Annotated in this window: 13 protein-coding genes; 9 read left to right on the plus strand and 4 right to left on the minus strand. The window is 57.6% G+C overall.

The window, feature by feature from the left end; all coding sequences use genetic code 11:
- Positions 1-26 precede the first annotated feature (26 nt).
- The 6 genes from hisS (at position 27) to LRM19_RS08825 (ending at position 6,831) form a co-directional block, all read left to right on the plus strand.
- Entirely contained in the window at positions 27-1,301 is a 1,275-nt protein-coding gene (gene hisS / locus LRM19_RS08800) for a histidine--tRNA ligase (RefSeq protein WP_032622984.1), read from the plus strand.
- A 13-nt stretch (positions 1,302-1,314) separates the two neighbouring features.
- Positions 1,315-1,935: a YfgM family protein gene (locus tag LRM19_RS08805; protein ID WP_115875997.1), complete on the plus strand. Its 621-nt coding sequence runs from the start codon at positions 1,315-1,317 to the stop codon at positions 1,933-1,935.
- 10 nt (positions 1,936-1,945) lie between these two features.
- Positions 1,946-3,124 carry an outer membrane protein assembly factor BamB gene (gene bamB / locus LRM19_RS08810; protein WP_008502135.1) on the plus strand — a complete coding sequence of 393 codons (1,179 nt, stop codon included), beginning with the start codon at positions 1,946-1,948 and terminating at the stop codon, positions 3,122-3,124.
- A 112-nt stretch (positions 3,125-3,236) separates the two neighbouring features.
- Complete coding sequence (gene der / locus LRM19_RS08815; RefSeq protein WP_115875996.1) at positions 3,237-4,709, plus strand: ribosome biogenesis GTPase Der; 1,473 nt, start codon at positions 3,237-3,239, stop codon at positions 4,707-4,709.
- Positions 4,710-5,009: 300 nt separating this feature from the next.
- A complete protein-coding gene (locus tag LRM19_RS08820; protein WP_271368315.1) occupies positions 5,010-6,551 on the plus strand; it encodes a peptide MFS transporter in 1,542 nt (513 codons plus the stop codon).
- 58 nt (positions 6,552-6,609) lie between these two features.
- The gene (locus tag LRM19_RS08825; protein WP_115875994.1) at positions 6,610-6,831 is read left to right on the plus strand and encodes a zinc ribbon domain-containing protein; all 222 of its coding nucleotides are present in this window, start codon (positions 6,610-6,612) and stop codon (positions 6,829-6,831) included.
- On the opposite strand, the gene LRM19_RS08830 is transcribed toward LRM19_RS08825, so the two are convergent.
- From LRM19_RS08830 to xseA, 3 genes are read right to left on the minus strand one after another with little or no spacing between them, the layout of a single operon-like run.
- A complete protein-coding gene (locus LRM19_RS08830) occupies positions 6,828-7,178 on the minus strand; it encodes a protealysin inhibitor emfourin (protein WP_024908659.1) in 351 nt (116 codons plus the stop codon). The two genes, LRM19_RS08825 and LRM19_RS08830, sit on opposite strands and share 4 nt — an antisense overlap.
- A complete protein-coding gene (locus tag LRM19_RS08835) occupies positions 7,179-8,198 on the minus strand; it encodes a M4 family metallopeptidase (protein WP_111965157.1) in 1,020 nt (339 codons plus the stop codon). It lies immediately after the preceding gene.
- A gap of 58 nt (positions 8,199-8,256) precedes the next feature.
- Positions 8,257-9,630, minus strand: a complete 1,374-nt coding sequence (xseA, locus tag LRM19_RS08840; protein ID WP_133294910.1) for an exodeoxyribonuclease VII large subunit — start codon at positions 9,628-9,630, stop codon at positions 8,257-8,259.
- A 158-nt stretch (positions 9,631-9,788) separates the two neighbouring features.
- Here xseA and guaB point away from each other — a divergent pair, with 158 nt between their 5' ends.
- Together guaB and guaA are read left to right on the plus strand one after the other, a co-directional pair.
- On the plus strand, positions 9,789-11,255 hold the full coding sequence (guaB, locus tag LRM19_RS08845; protein ID WP_008502128.1) for an IMP dehydrogenase: 1,467 nt from the start codon (positions 9,789-9,791) through the stop codon (positions 11,253-11,255).
- 67 nt (positions 11,256-11,322) lie between these two features.
- Entirely contained in the window at positions 11,323-12,900 is a 1,578-nt protein-coding gene (gene guaA / locus LRM19_RS08850) for a glutamine-hydrolyzing GMP synthase (RefSeq protein WP_008502126.1), read from the plus strand.
- A gap of 55 nt (positions 12,901-12,955) precedes the next feature.
- Here guaA and LRM19_RS08855 read toward each other — a convergent pair whose 3' ends face one another.
- The gene (locus LRM19_RS08855; protein ID WP_271368322.1) at positions 12,956-13,786 is read right to left on the minus strand and encodes a MurR/RpiR family transcriptional regulator; all 831 of its coding nucleotides are present in this window, start codon (positions 13,784-13,786) and stop codon (positions 12,956-12,958) included.
- 291 nt (positions 13,787-14,077) lie between these two features.
- On the opposite strand from LRM19_RS08855, the gene LRM19_RS08860 reads away from it, so the two are divergent.
- A complete protein-coding gene (locus LRM19_RS08860) occupies positions 14,078-15,583 on the plus strand; it encodes a CoA-acylating methylmalonate-semialdehyde dehydrogenase (protein WP_271368324.1) in 1,506 nt (501 codons plus the stop codon).
- Position 15,584: the final 1 nt, after the last annotated feature.

The raw sequence follows: 15,584 nt of genomic DNA on the forward strand, positions 1-15,584 counted from the left end.
TTTTTGTATATAGAAAGAGAATAAACGTGGCAAAAAACATTCAAGCCATCCGCGGCATGAACGATTATCTGCCTGGCGAAACCGCCATCTGGCAGCGCATTGAAGGCACGCTGAAGCAGGTGCTCGGCAGCTACGGTTACAGCGAAATTCGTTTGCCGATTGTAGAGCAGACCCCGTTATTCAAACGCGCGATCGGTGAAGTCACCGACGTGGTTGAAAAAGAGATGTACACCTTTGAGGACCGCAACGGCGACAGCCTGACCCTGCGTCCGGAAGGTACGGCGGGCTGCGTACGCGCCGGCATCGAACATGGTCTTCTGTACAATCAGGAGCAGCGCCTGTGGTATATCGGCCCGATGTTCCGCCACGAACGTCCTCAGAAAGGTCGTTATCGCCAGTTCAATCAGCTGGGTGTGGAAGTCTTTGGTCTGCAGGGCCCGGACATCGACGCCGAACTGATTATGCTGACCGCCCGCTGGTGGCGCGCCCTCGGTATCGCCGATCACGTTTCCCTTGAGCTGAACTCTATTGGTTCTCTGGAAGCGCGCGCTAACTACCGCGATGCGCTGGTGGCGTTCCTGGAACAGCATAAAGAGAAGCTGGACGAAGACTGCAAACGTCGCATGTACAGCAACCCGCTGCGCGTTCTGGATTCCAAAAACGCCGATGTTCAGGCTTTGCTGAACGATGCGCCTGCGCTGGGTGACTATCTGGATGAAGAATCTCGCGAACACTTCGCGGGCCTGTGCAAGCTCCTTGAAGCGGCAGGCATCGCCTATACCGTGAATCAACGCCTGGTACGCGGTCTGGACTACTACAACCGTACCGTGTTTGAGTGGGTGACCACGAGCCTCGGCTCTCAGGGCACCGTGTGCGCGGGCGGTCGTTATGACGGTCTGGTAGAGCAACTTGGCGGTCGCGCAGCACCTGCTGTTGGCTTCGCGATGGGTCTTGAGCGACTTGTTTTGCTGGTTCAGGCAGTTAATCCGGAATTTAAAGCAGATTCCGTTGTCGATATATACCTGGTGGCCTCAGGCGCGGAAACGCAGTCTGCGGCGATGCAGCTTGCCGAACGCGTGCGCGATGCGCTGCCGGGCGTTAAGCTGATGACCAACCATGGCGGCGGCAACTTTAAAAAACAGTTTGCTCGTGCCGATAAGTGGGGCGCAAGTATTGCACTGGTGCTGGGTGAGTCCGAAGTGGCTAACGGCGAAGTGGTGGTGAAGGACCTGCGCTCTGGTGAGCAGACAACGGTAACGCAGGACGGCGTTGCGGCGCACTTGCGCACTCTATTGGGCTAAGGAGAAGGACTGCGTGGAAATTTACGAGAACGAACACGATCAGGTCGACGCGATTAAGCGCTTCTTTGTTGAAAACGGCAAAGCGCTGGTTGTTGGGGTTGTTTTAGGTATCGGTGCGCTGGTGGGCTGGCGTTACTGGAACAATCATCAGGCAGATTCCGCGCGCGGCGCGTCTCTGTCCTATGAAAATACCGTGAGCGCAATTCGTGCCGATCAGCCTCAAACGCTGACGGCGGCAGAAAAGTTTGCGGCTGACAACAAAAACACCTACGGTGCACTGGCTGCGCTGGAAGTGGCTCAGCAGTACGTTGATAAGAACGAACTGGATAAAGCCGCTGCACAGCTGTCTCAGGGCCTTGCTGCCGCCAGTGATGAAAACCTGAAAGCGGTGATCAATCTGCGCCTGGCACGTATTCAGGTTCAGCAGAAGAAAGCTGACGATGCGCTGAAAACGCTCGATACCATCAAAGGCGAAGGCTTTGCTGCCATCGTTGCCGATCTGCGCGGTGAAGCACTGCTGAGCAAAGGTGACAAAGCGGGCGCGCGTAAAGCGTGGCAAGCTGGCGTAGAGAGCAATGCTTCACCTGCGCTGAGCGAAATGATGCAGATGAAAATAAATAATTTGTCCGTCTGAGAGGGACCCGATGCAATTGCGTAAATTACTTCTGCCAGGACTGCTTTCTGTTACGTTATTGAGTGGTTGTTCACTGTTCAGTGGCGAAGAAGACGTTGTGAAAATGTCCCCACTGCCGACGGTTGAAAACCAGTTTACCCCATCCACCGCGTGGGATGTCTCCGTGGGCAATGGGATTGGTGATTTCTATTCCAACCTTCATCCAGCGTATGCAGACAGCGTTGTCTATGCCGCTGACCGCAAAGGTACCGTGAAAGCGGTGAACGCCGATGACGGGAAAGAAGTGTGGTCCGTTAACCTGGCGGAAAAAGACGGCTGGTTCTCCCGTAAGCCTGCACTGCTGTCTGGCGGTCTGACCGTTGCCGGTGGCCATGTTTACGTGGGCAGCGAAAAGGCGCAGGTGTATGCGCTGAACAGCAGCGACGGCTCCATTGCCTGGCAAACAACCGTGGCGGGTGAATCCCTGTCGCGTCCGGTAGTAAGCGACGGCCTGGTGCTGATTCATACCAGCAACGGCCAGCTGCAGGCGCTGAACGAAGCGGACGGCCTGGTGAAATGGACCGTTAACCTGGATATGCCTGCGCTCTCTCTGCGCGGCGAATCTGCCCCGGCTACCGCATTTGGTGCTGCCATTGTGGGCGGTGATAACGGTCGCGTGAGTGCCGTGCTGATGCAGCAGGGCCAGATGATCTGGCAGCAGCGTATCTCTCAGGCCACAGGCTCAACGGAAATTGACCGTCTGAGCGACGTGGATACAACGCCTGTTATCGTTAACGGTGTGGTTTACGCCCTGGCCTATAACGGCAACCTGACCGCGCTGGATCTGCGCAGCGGCCAGATCATGTGGAAACGTGAGCTGGGCTCGGTGAACGATTTCATCGTTGAGGGTAACCGTATTTATATGGTTGACCAGAACGACCGTCTGCTGGCCCTGAGCACCGAAGGCGGCGTAACGCTGTGGACGCAAAGCGACCTGCTGCACCGTCTCCTGACCGCACCGGCGCTGTACAACGGTAGCCTGGTTGTCGGCGACAGCGAAGGGTATATGCACTGGATCGATCCGGATAACGGCCGCTTTGTTGCGCAGCAAAAAGTCGACAGCTCCGGTTTCCTGACCGACCCGGTTGTGGCCGACGGCAAACTGCTGATTCAGGCAAAAGACGGCACGCTGTACGCGATCACGCGTTAATTACCCGGCGGTTGTAGTATACTAAACGGCTCCTGTTCACTCAGGAGCCGTTTTGACATTTTTAAAAACGCCGCGAAAGCGACGTTATTTTGAATTTTATGAGGCTTCAAACATGGTACCTGTGGTCGCGCTTGTCGGGCGCCCTAACGTTGGAAAATCCACTCTTTTTAACCGTTTAACACGCACCCGTGATGCGCTGGTTGCGGATTTCCCGGGGCTGACGCGTGACCGTAAGTACGGTCGTGCAGAGGTGGAAGGACGCGAGTTCATCTGTATTGATACCGGCGGTATTGACGGCACGGAAGACGGCGTGGAAACCCGCATGGCGGAACAGTCGCTGCTGGCGATTGAAGAAGCGGACGTGGTGCTGTTCATGGTGGATGCACGCGCTGGCCTGATGCCGGCGGACTCCGCTATCGCTAAACACCTGCGTTCACGCGAAAAACCAACCTTCCTGGTGGCGAACAAAACCGACGGCATCGATGCCGATCAGGCCATCGCGGATTTCTGGTCTCTGGGCCTGGGTGAAATCTATCCTATCGCGGCATCGCATGGCCGTGGCGTTACCAGCCTGCTGGAAACCGTTCTGCTGCCGTGGGTGGACGAAGTAAACCCGCCGGAAGAAGTAGACGAAGACGCTGAATACTGGGCGCAGTTCGAAGACGGAGAAGAGGGCGAAGAAGAGCCTGAAGACGACTTCAACCCGCAGGACCTGCCGATCAAGCTGGCCATCGTGGGTCGTCCAAACGTAGGTAAGTCTACGCTTACTAACCGTATTCTGGGTGAAGAGCGCGTGGTCGTTTACGATATGCCGGGGACCACCCGCGACAGCATCTACATCCCGATGCAGCGCGATGAGCGTGAATATGTCCTCATCGACACCGCCGGGGTGCGTAAGCGCGGGAAAATCACCGATGTGGTGGAGAAATTCTCCGTTATCAAAACCCTGCAGGCGATCGAAGATGCTAACGTAGTGCTGCTCGTCATCGACGCACGCGAGGGTATCTCCGATCAGGACCTCTCTCTGCTCGGCTTTATCCTCAATAGTGGGCGCTCACTGGTTATCGTGGTCAATAAGTGGGATGGCCTGAGCAACGAAGTGCGTGAGCAGGTGAAAGAGACCCTCGACTTCCGTCTGGGCTTTATCGACTTTGCCCGCGTACACTTCATCTCTGCGCTGCACGGCAGCGGTGTGGGTAACCTGTTCGAATCCGTGCGTGAAGCTTACGACAGCTCCACCCGTCGTCAGAGCACCGCCATGCTGACCCGTATCATGAACATGGCTGCGGAAGACCATCAGCCGCCGCTGGTGCGCGGTCGTCGCGTGAAGCTGAAATACGCCCACGCCGGTGGTTATAACCCGCCAATCGTGGTGATCCACGGCAACCAGGTGAAAGACCTGCCAGACTCCTACAAGCGTTACCTGATGAACTACTTCCGTAAATCGCTGGACGTGATGGGCACGCCTATCCGTATCCAGTTCAAGGAAGGGGAAAACCCGTTCGCCAACAAGCGCAACACCCTGACGCCAAACCAGATGCGTAAGCGTAAGCGCCTGATTAAGCACATTAAGAAAAGCAAATAAGCTTTGCTGAACACACAAAAGCCCGCGACTATCGCGGGCTTTTTTTTGCCCAATCATACCGCCGGTTTTCTCTGTGTGAAGTCAATCACTATTCACTTTTAACCAAGTTTAAATCTAAGAAAGTAGACAATCGTCGAATTTTCATCTTAAAGTCCAGGGTCCGGTACTAGACAAAACTAGCGCCTGGTTATCAAATGGTTAACTAACTTTTCGCCGCATGTAAAAAATCGGCCAGATACGTAACTGGCCGGCGTACCTGCTGGTGTTTACAAGCACGACGACATACCTTTCGGGAGAATTATGCAATCCACTGTTAATCAAAAAGAGAGCCGAACGTTCTTCGGCCACCCGTATCCGCTCGGTTCGTTGTTCTTCACCGAGATGTGGGAGCGTTTCTCGTTTTACGGCATTCGTCCGTTACTGATCCTGTTTATGGCCGCCACAGTCTATGACGGCGGGATGGGCCTGGCGCGAGAAAACGCCTCGGCGATTGTCGGTATCTTTGCCGGTACCATGTACCTGGCCGCGCTGCCGGGCGGCTGGCTGGCGGATAACTGGCTCGGTCAGCAGAGAGCCGTCTGGTACGGTTCGATTCTGATTGCGCTCGGTCACCTGTCGATTGCGCTCTCGGCGGTGATGGGGAACAACCTGTTCTTTATCGGCCTGATGTTCATCGTGCTCGGCTCCGGGCTGTTTAAGACCTGTATCTCGGTCATGGTCGGTACCCTATATAAAAAAGGCGACGCGCGTCGTGACGGCGGTTTCTCGCTGTTCTACATGGGCATAAACATGGGCTCGTTCATCGCGCCGCTGATTTCCGGCTGGCTGATTAAAACCCACGGCTGGCACTGGGGCTTTGGCATTGGCGGTATCGGGATGCTGGTAGCGCTGATTATCTTCCGCGTGTTTGCCGTTCCGGCCATGAAACGCTATGACGGCGAAGTTGGCCTCGACTCCACCTGGAACAGCCCGGTTGTGAAGCGTAACGGCGTGGGCGTTTGGCTGCTGGCGCTGGCGGCAGGCGTGGCAACGCTCGTGACGCTGATTGCGCAGGGCGTGATTGTAATTAACCCGGTCGCGGTAGCCAGCGTGCTGGTCTACGTGATTGCTGCATCCGTTGCCCTCTACTTTATTTATCTGTTTGTTTTTGCAGGCCTGAACCGTACAGAGCGCGCCAGGCTGCTGGTCTGCTTTATTCTGCTGATCTCCGCGGCGTTCTTCTGGTCCGCGTTTGAACAGAAGCCAACCTCGTTCAACCTGTTTGCCAACGACTACACTAACCGCATGATCGGCGATTTCGAAATTCCGGCGGTGTGGTTCCAGTCAATCAACGCCCTGTTCATCATCCTGCTGGCACCGGTGTTCAGCTGGGCGTGGCCAAAGCTGGCGAGCATGAACATTCGTCCGAGCAGTATCACCAAGTTTGTTATCGGTATTCTGTGTGCCGCAGCGGGCTTTGGCCTGATGATGCTGGCGGCGCAGAACGTGCTGAGCAGCGGTGGGGCGGGCGTATCGCCGTTCTGGCTGGTGGGCAGCATCCTGATGCTGACGCTCGGCGAACTGTGTCTCAGCCCGATTGGCCTGGCAACCATGACGCTGCTGGCGCCGGAGAGAATGCGCGGCCAGATGATGGGGCTGTGGTTCTGTGCGAGCGCGCTGGGTAACCTGGCGGCGGGCCTGATTGGCGGCCACGTGAAGGCTGACCAGCTTGATATGTTGCCGGATCTCTTTGCGCGTTGCTCCATCGCGCTGCTGATTTGTGCAGCGGTACTGATCGTCCTCATTGTTCCGGTTCGCCGCATGCTGGAAAATGCGCAGACTAAACCGGCGGCTGAAGCCTGATAACATTCACCCTGACGGGGCAGTTATCTTGCCCCGATAAAACCCAACAGGAGAGAAAATGACGATTACCTGCCCGGATTGCCGGGCACCGCTTGAGCCCCTGAATGGGGTGGCACACTGCGAGAGCTGTAATAAGGATATTGCGCTTGAAGCCCGCTGCCCGGAGTGCCATCAGCCACTCCAGGTCTTAAAAGCCTGTGGGGCGGTGGATTATTTCTGCCAGAACGGCCACGGTCTTATCTCCAAAAAACGCGTGGAGTTCGTTCGGGCCGAAGGTTAATCGCACACGCAGCCTTCGCCTTTCTTCCACAGCTCGACCAGCGACTCGGGCGCTTCCTGCTCCGGTACCAGCACGATGATATCGGCGTAGTGCGCCTGATTTTGCCCGGTCCAGATAATCTGGATGCGGAAATAGCGCTGGTCGCCGCTGCCGGGTGAAGAGGCTTGCCCGGGCGGCTGGCCGCGTGGAAAGGCCTGCTCCAGGATGCTTACCAGTCGCTGGCGCTGGGCCTCATTGAGCGAGGAGAGCGCGATGGTGCGCTGTCCGCTCAGCTTGGGAATAAAAGCGACGCCGCCTTCCCGGGCCAGCTCAACAACGGCGTCATCCGTCAGTTCCGGAACCTGCATTTACAACACTCCCACCTGTTCCCAGGCTTGTTTAATGGCCGCCCCCACGTCGCCGCCGGAACGTTTCTCTCCGTGCGCGATCGTCAGTTTTGCGAAAGCCTCAAAATCCGCATCCTGCGCCAGATTGCGATCGCAAACCGTGTCGTACCAGGCATAACCCGCTTTTTTCCAGGCGTAGCCGCCGATCGCCGTCGCGGCCAGATAAAATGCCCGGTTGGGGATGCCGGAGTTCAAGTGCACGCCGCCGTTATCCTCACGCGTTTTGATGAAATCTTTCATGTGTGCAGGCTGCGGGTCTTTGCCGAGCAGCGGATCGTTGTAGGCGGTGCCCGGTTCAGACATCGAGCGCAGCCCTTTGCCGTTGATGCCTTTTGCCAGTAATCCCTCACCAATCAGCCAGTCCGCTTTATCGGCGGTTTGCTTCAGATGGTACTGCTTCACCAGTGATCCAAACACGTCCGACAGCGACTCGTTCAGCGCGCCGGACTGCTCAAAGTAGATAAGCCCGGCTTCGGTCTCGGTCACGCCGTGGCTCAGCTCGTGCGCCACGACGTCTATGGCGATGGTAAAGCGGTTAAATATTTCCCCGTCACCGTCGCCGAATACCATCTGCTGTCCGTTCCAGAAGGCGTTCTGATATTCCCGGCCATAGTGAACGGTACCGGTTAAAATAAGCCCTTTATTATCGAGCGAATCGCGCTGATATTCCTTCCAGAAGAAATCATGGGTAATACCTAAATACTCGTAGGCCTCATCCACCGCTATATCGCCGTTCGACGGCTGGCCTTCGTAACGCACCTGCGTACCTGGTAGTTCCTGAGTCTGCTTTGCGTCGTAAATATCACGCTCAAGCTGCCCGGCTTTATTCACGTGCGGCGCAGCGGGTTTGCCGGGCATATGTGCCATCAGCGTCTGGACATGGGTTAAGGTCTGGCGGGCACAGCGCTGCTGCGGTTCGGAACCGCTTTCGATAATACGACGAAGAATATACGGCGGAATAACGCTATTAAGATGGGTCATGCTGCTCTCCTTATTAAAAAAGGGAATAGCAGCAGTATAGTAAGTAACCGGCGAAGAATTATCCGGTTTTACGCTGACGCGTTTTTTTCACCGGTTTAATTGATTTCACTTCGCTTTCTACCCAGCCGTCTGACAGGCGCGTCGTCAGCACATCGCCTGTACTCACCTGTTTGGTTTGCTTCAGCACTTTGCCGTCCGTCGCCGTCGTCACGCTATAGCCGCGCGCCAGCGTGGAGAGGGGGCTAACCGCTTCAAGGTGGGTCACCGCATTGCCAAAGCGTTCGCGGGTGGTGCTCAGTCGCGCACGGATAGTTTCCGCCAGACGATACTCCAGCTGCTGAATTCGCGTTTGCGCGCGATAAATTTTCGGCTGCGGGTTCTGCTGGTTCAGGCGCTGGGTCGCGCGCTGCTGGCGCGATATCGCGCGCTTAAGCTGCGCGTCCACCGCAACGTTCATGCGCTGACGCAGACGTTCCAGAACGGTCTGCTGACGCGCCAGACGCAGCTGCGGGTGCTGCTGCTGTAGACGGTGGTGAAGCTGGGTAAAGCGCCGGGTCCGGTTGGCGAGGTAGTAGTCCATCGCCATCTCAAGACGCTGCTGGCCGTTCTGAATCTGACGCAGCAGCTCCAGCTGGTTGCGGCTGACCACTTCCGCCGCCGCGGACGGCGTCGGCGCGCGGAGATCCGCGACAAAATCGGCGATCGTTACGTCCGTTTCGTGGCCGACGGCGCTCACCACGGGGATCTGACTTGCAAAGATTGCCCGCGCCACGCGCTCGTCGTTAAAGCTCCACAAGTCTTCCAGCGAGCCGCCGCCGCGCCCGACGATTAGGACGTCGCACTCCTGACGGGCGTTCGCCAGCTCAATGGCGCGCACAATCTGGCCCGGCGCATCGTCACCCTGCACGGCGGTCGGGTAGATAATGACGGGCAGGGAAGGGTCGCGACGCTTCAGCACGTGCAAAATATCGTGCAGTGCCGCACCGGTTTTCGAGGTGATGACCCCAACGCAGTGGGCGGGGGAGGGCAGCGTCTTTTTGTACTGCTGGTCGAACAGCCCCTCGGCAGAGAGCCGGGCTTTTAACTGTTCATACTTCTGCTGCAGCAGGCCTTCGCCCGCGGGTTGCATGCTCTCGACGATAATCTGATAGTCGCCGCGCGGCTCATACAGGGTGATATTGGCGCGAACCAGAACCTGCTGGCCGTGCTGAGGGCGAAACGTCACGCGACGGTTGCTGTTGCGGAACATTGCGCAGCGCACCTGGGCGGTGTCGTCTTTTAAGGTAAAGTACCAGTGACCGGAGGACGGCTGCGTGAAGTTAGAGATCTCACCGCTGATCCAGACCTGCCCCATTTCCTGCTCAAGCAGCAAACGCACCGTCTGATTCAGGCGGCTGACGGTATAAATTGAGGGGGATTGAGAGGATAACATGTGAGCGGGATCAAATTCTAAATCAGCAAGTTATTCAGTCGATAGTAACCTGCTGAGAGGCAATCGCAAGCTTTTTTATAAAAAAGTGTAGATGCAATCGGTTACGCTCTGTATAATGCCACGGCAATATTTAACCACCCAGGTCAGAGATATTGCCCATGCTACGTATCGCTAAAGAAGCACTGACGTTTGACGACGTCCTCCTCGTTCCCGCTCACTCCACCGTTCTGCCGAATACTGCCGACCTCAGCACGCAGTTGACGAAAACCATTCGCCTGAACATTCCTATGCTCTCTGCGGCAATGGACACCGTGACTGAAGCGCGCCTGGCTATTGCCCTGGCACAGGAAGGCGGCATTGGCTTTATCCACAAAAACATGTCCATCGAACGTCAGGCAGAAGAAGTTCGCCGCGTGAAGAAGCATGAATCCGGCATCGTGTCTGACCCACAGACCGTTCTGCCAACCACCACGCTGCACGAAGTGAAAGCCCTGACCGAGCGTAACGGCTTTGCCGGTTACCCGGTGGTGACCGAAGAGAACGAACTGGTTGGTATTATTACCGGTCGTGACGTGCGTTTCGTGACTGACCTGAACCAGCCTGTTAGCGTGTACATGACGCCAAAAGAGCGTCTGGTTACCGTTCGCGAAGGTGAAACCCGCGACGTGGTGCTGGCAAAAATGCACGAAAAACGCGTTGAAAAAGCGCTGGTTGTTGACAGCAACTTCCACCTGCGCGGCATGATCACCGTTAAAGATTTCCAGAAAGCAGAACGTAAGCCTAACGCCTGTAAAGACGAGCATGGCCGTCTGCGCGTCGGCGCTGCGGTTGGCGCAGGTGCCGGTAACGAAGAGCGCGTTGACGCGCTGGTTGCTGCGGGCGTTGACGTCCTGCTGATTGACTCCTCTCACGGCCACTCCGAAGGCGTTCTACAGCGTATCCGTGACACCCGTGCCAAATACCCTGACCTGCAGATCATCGGCGGTAACGTGGCGACGGGCGCAGGCGCTCGCGCGCTGGCTGACGCCGGCTGCAGCGCGGTGAAAGTGGGTATCGGCCCTGGCTCTATCTGTACTACCCGTATCGTGACCGGCGTGGGCGTTCCGCAGATCACCGCGGTGTCTGACGCGGTTGAAGCGCTGGAAGGCACCGGTATTCCGGTTATCGCTGACGGCGGTATTCGCTTCTCTGGCGACATCGCGAAAGCGATCGCAGCGGGCGCAGCTGCCGTAATGGTAGGCTCCATGCTGGCCGGTACCGAAGAATCCCCGGGTGAAATCGAACTCTATCAGGGCCGTTCTTACAAATCTTACCGCGGTATGGGCTCCCTGGGCGCGATGTCCAAAGGCTCCTCTGACCGTTACTTCCAGACCGATAACGCCGCAGACAAACTGGTGCCAGAAGGTATCGAAGGTCGCGTTGCCTATAAAGGCCGTCTGAAAGAAATTATTCACCAGCAGATGGGCGGCCTGCGCTCCTGTATGGGTCTGACCGGCTGTGGTACCATTGACCTGCTGCGTACTAAAGCGGAATTCGTACGCATCAGCGGTGCGGGTATCCAGGAGAGCCACGTTCACGACGTGACGATCACCAAAGAGTCCCCGAACTACCGTCTGGGCTCCTGATAAGTTTCCGCGCCCGGCTTCTGCCGGGCGCTCTGTTTTTGTTTCACTTGCCTCGGAATTAGCGTCAATGACGGAAAACATTCATAAACATCGCATTCTCATCCTGGACTTCGGTTCTCAGTACACTCAGCTGGTGGCGCGTCGCGTGCGTGAACTGGGCGTTTACTGTGAGCTGTGGGCGTGGGATGTCACGGAAGCACAGATTCGCGAATTCAATCCAAGCGGCATCATCCTGTCCGGCGGCCCGGAAAGCACCACCGAAGAGAACAGTCCGCGCGCGCCGCAGTACGTGTTCGAAGCTGGCGTGCCGGTATTCGGCGTTTGCTACGGTATGCAGACCATGGCAATGCAGCTGGGCGGCCACGTAGAAGGCTCCAGCGAGCGCGAGTTCGGCTATGCGCAGGTTGAAGTGGTTAACGACAGCGCGCTGGTGCGCGGTATCGAAGACTCCCTGACCGCAGATGGCAAACCGCTGCTGGACGTGTGGATGAGCCACGGCGACAAAGTCACCGCTATCCCGTCTGACTTCGTGACCGTTGCTAGCACAGAGAGCTGCCCGTTTGCCATCATGGCGAACGAAGAAAAACGCTTCTACGGCGTGCAGTTCCACCCGGAAGTAACCCACACCCGTCAGGGTATGCGCATGCTGGAGCGCTTCGTGCGCGACATCTGCCAGTGTGAAGCCCTGTGGACCCCGGCAAAAATCATCGACGACGCCGTTGAGCGTATTCGCCAGCAGGTTGGCGATGACAAAGTGATCCTCGGCCTCTCCGGCGGCGTGGACTCCTCCGTGACCGCGATGCTGCTGCACCGCGCTATCGGCAAAAACCTGACCTGCGTCTTCGTGGACAACGGCCTGCTGCGCCTGAACGAAGCCCAGCAGGTTATGGACATGTTCGGCGACCACTTCGGTCTGAACATCGTTCACGTGGAAGGCGAGCAGCGCTTCCTGGACGCGCTGAAAGGCGAGAACGATCCGGAAGCAAAACGTAAGATCATCGGTCGCGTGTTCGTGGAAGTGTTCGACGAAGAAGCGCTGAAGCTGGACGACGTCAAATGGCTGGCGCAGGGCACCATCTATCCTGATGTGATCGAGTCTGCGGCATCCGCCACAGGCAAAGCGCACGTCATCAAATCTCACCACAACGTGGGCGGCCTGCCGAAAGAGATGAAGATGGGTCTGGTTGAACCGCTGCGCGAACTGTTCAAAGACGAAGTGCGTAAGATCGGTCTGGAACTGGGGCTGCCGTACGACATGCTCTACCGTCACCCGTTCCCGGGTCCGGGTCTGGGCGTGCGCGTGCTGGGCGAAGTGAAGAAAGAGTACTGCGACCTGCTGCGTCGTGCGGACGCGATCTTCATCGAAGAGCTGCACAAAGCTGACTTGTACAACAAGGTAAGCCAGGCGTTCACCGTGTTCCTGCCGGTTCGCTCCGTCGGCGTGATGGGCGATGGCCGTAAGTACGACTGGGTTGTTTCCCTGCGTGCGGTGGAAACCATCGACTTCATGACCGCGCACTGGGCGCACCTGCCGTATGACTTCCTGGGCCGCGTGTCTAATCGCATCATCAACGAAGTGAACGGTATTTCCCGCGTGGTGTATGACATCAGCGGTAAGCCACCGGCTACGATTGAGTGGGAATAATTTCCCTCTGAATTAACCCAAAACCCTCTGCCTGTGCAGGGGGTTTTTTATTTTCCTATTTCCCTTCACCCAGCCGATACGCCAGCGCCACCACCAGCGACTGCACCAGGCACAGCGTCGCCGACTGAGACCGAAACGCATCCACCTGCGCCTCTTTCACCACAAAGCAGAGATCGCTGAACGTCGCCAGCGGGCTGATCTGGCTGTCCGTAATCACAATCTGCCGCGCGCCGACGCTGGCGGCGGTTTCGCTGACCATCACCGTCTCTTCCGCGTACGGCGAGAAGCTTATCGACACCACGATGTCGCGCGCCTTAATGCGGCTGATCTGCTCGCGCAGCATCCCGCCCATGCCGTCGAGCAGGATAGGGCGGCACTCCAGATGGCTCAGTGCATAGGTAATGTACGCGGCGACGCTAAAGGAGCGGCGCAGTCCGGCGATGTAGATGGTGTCGGCGTCGGCCAGCAGCTGTACCGCGCGCTCCAGCATCTCCGGCTCGGCGCGGGCGGCCAGCTGCTGCAGCGCCTGCGCGTTCGAGCGGGCAAACTCCTGCAGGATATCGAGCGGCGTTTCCGGCACGGCCTCGCTCTCCATCTCGCGGAACAGCCGGGCGCGGTCGCTGTAGCTGGCGGTCTCCTCCACCAGGTTCATGCGAAACAGCTGTTTCATTTCGTTGAAGCCGGTGAAGTCAAAGGCGTTGGCAAAGCGGATCAGCGTCGAGGGCGGCACGTCGGCGCGCTCGGCAATGACGGCAACCGTATCAAAGGCCACGCTGTTGGTGTTGTCCAGCACGTAGCGGGAGACCTGCTGCAGCCTCTTGCTCAGGCTATCGTAGCGATCGCGGATTTGCTGCTGCAGTTCGTTCAGGCTGGTTGCTGTCGTCATGTTATCCCCCAAATACAGTCATATGATTCTAAACGCAAAACCGCGTTTTTTAAATGTCGGCCATCCATCTGGCAGCAAAAATGAAACAGAAGATTCAGTCATTTCCTCGCCCGAGAACCCTTAATAGCGCACGCGGCGTCAGTGGTGCTGGCTGTTAACATAAAAATCCATCCTTGATCACAATAATCATCATTTATTTTATTTCAACTTAAAATGGAATATTTGTTTCATATATAGTGTTCAGTACACAGTGTTCAGGTCAAGTCACGTATCAACAGCGAGAGGTTAAGGATGGAGACGGTAGCGAATTTTATTCACGGCGAATGTGTCACCGGTTCAGGCCAGCGCGTTCAGGCGATCTTCAACCCGGCCACCGGCGAGCAGATCCGCCAGGTGGTGATGAGTACGGCACAGGAAACGGAGCAGGCGATTGCCGCCGCGCAGCAGGCGTTTCCGGCGTGGGCGCGTCATGCTCCGCTTAAGCGCGCGCGCGTGATGTTCCGCTTCAAGGCGCTGCTGGAAGAGAATATGGAACGTCTGGCCCGTCTCATTAGCGAAGAGCACGGCAAGGTCTTCTCCGATGCGGTGGGCGAACTGACCCGCGGCCTGGAAGTGGTCGAATTTGCCTGCGGCATTCCGCATCTGCAAAAGGGTGAACACTCGGCGAACGTCGGGACCGGCGTTGACAGCCACTCGCTGATGCAGCCGCTCGGGGTCTGCGCCGGGATCACGCCGTTTAACTTCCCGGCGATGGTGCCGATGTGGATGTTCCCGATTGCGCTGGCGACCGGGAATACCTTCGTGCTGAAACCGTCGGAAAAAGACCCTTCTCTGGCGCTCGCGCTGGCGCAGCTGCTGAAAGAGGCCGGCCTGCCGGACGGCGTCTTCAACGTGGTGCAGGGTGATAAAGAGTCCGTTGACGTGCTCCTGACCGACCCGCGCGTGCAGGCGGTGAGCTTTGTCGGCTCCACGCCGATTGCGGAATACATTTACCAGACCGCGTCCGCCCACGGTAAGCGCTGCCAGGCGCTGGGCGGTGCGAAAAACCACTGCATTTTAATGCCGGATGCCGACATGGAGATGGCGACCAACGCCATCATGGGCGCGGCCTACGGCGCGGCGGGGGAACGCTGCATGGCGCTCTCGGTGGTACTGGCGGTGGGCGATAACACCGCCGATGACATCTGCGCCCGGCTGGAAAAACAGATTGCCGCGCTGCGCGTCGGGCCGGGGCTGGACCAGACGCCGGAAAACGAAATGGGGCCGCTCATCTCCTCCGCGCACCGCAGCAAGGTGCTGGGCTACATCGACAGCGGAGAAGCGCAGGGGGCGACGCTTCGCGTGGACGGTCGCGGCTTCAGCGTGAAGGGCCACGAGCAGGGCTACTTCGTCGGGCCGACGCTGTTCGATAACGTCACCCCGGAGATGACCATCTATAAAGAAGAGATTTTTGGTCCGGTGCTTTCTGTGGTGCGCGTAGCAGATTACGCCAGCGCGGTGGACCTGATTAACCGCCATGAATATGGTAATGGCTCGGCAATCTTCACCCGTGACGGCGGCTGCGCGCGCCGCTTCTGCGAAGAGGTGCAGGCAGGTATGGTGGGCGTCAACGTGCCGATCCCGGTGCCGATGGCGTTCCACAGCTTCGGCGGCTGGAAGCGTTCCATCTTCGGCGCGCTCAACGTCCACGGCAACGACGGCGTGCGTTTCTACACCCGAATGAAAACCATCACCGCGCGCTGGCCGGAAATGCAGCAGGAGACAGGCGCTGCGTTCTCCATGCCGACGCTGGGCTGAC

The organism is Enterobacter sp. PI-10 (assembly GCF_027947695.1).
Lineage (GTDB): Bacteria > Pseudomonadota > Gammaproteobacteria > Enterobacterales > Enterobacteriaceae > Enterobacter > Enterobacter vonholyi.

Coding starts and splice junctions, on each gene's coding strand:
- bamB (WP_008502135.1), top strand. CDS start 1,946: ATGCAATTGCGTAAATTACTTCTGCCAGGACTGCTTTCTGTTACGTTA.
- guaA (WP_008502126.1), top strand. CDS start 11,323: ATGACGGAAAACATTCATAAACATCGCATTCTCATCCTGGACTTCGGT.
- xseA (WP_133294910.1), bottom strand. CDS start 9,630: ATGTTATCCTCTCAATCCCCCTCAATTTATACCGTCAGCCGCCTGAAT.
- der (WP_115875996.1), top strand. CDS start 3,237: ATGGTACCTGTGGTCGCGCTTGTCGGGCGCCCTAACGTTGGAAAATCC.
- LRM19_RS08835 (WP_111965157.1), bottom strand. CDS start 8,198: ATGACCCATCTTAATAGCGTTATTCCGCCGTATATTCTTCGTCGTATT.
- LRM19_RS08855 (WP_271368322.1), bottom strand. CDS start 13,786: ATGACGACAGCAACCAGCCTGAACGAACTGCAGCAGCAAATCCGCGAT.
- LRM19_RS08825 (WP_115875994.1), top strand. CDS start 6,610: ATGACGATTACCTGCCCGGATTGCCGGGCACCGCTTGAGCCCCTGAAT.
- LRM19_RS08820 (WP_271368315.1), top strand. CDS start 5,010: ATGCAATCCACTGTTAATCAAAAAGAGAGCCGAACGTTCTTCGGCCAC.
- guaB (WP_008502128.1), top strand. CDS start 9,789: ATGCTACGTATCGCTAAAGAAGCACTGACGTTTGACGACGTCCTCCTC.
- LRM19_RS08830 (WP_024908659.1), bottom strand. CDS start 7,178: ATGCAGGTTCCGGAACTGACGGATGACGCCGTTGTTGAGCTGGCCCGG.
- LRM19_RS08860 (WP_271368324.1), top strand. CDS start 14,078: ATGGAGACGGTAGCGAATTTTATTCACGGCGAATGTGTCACCGGTTCA.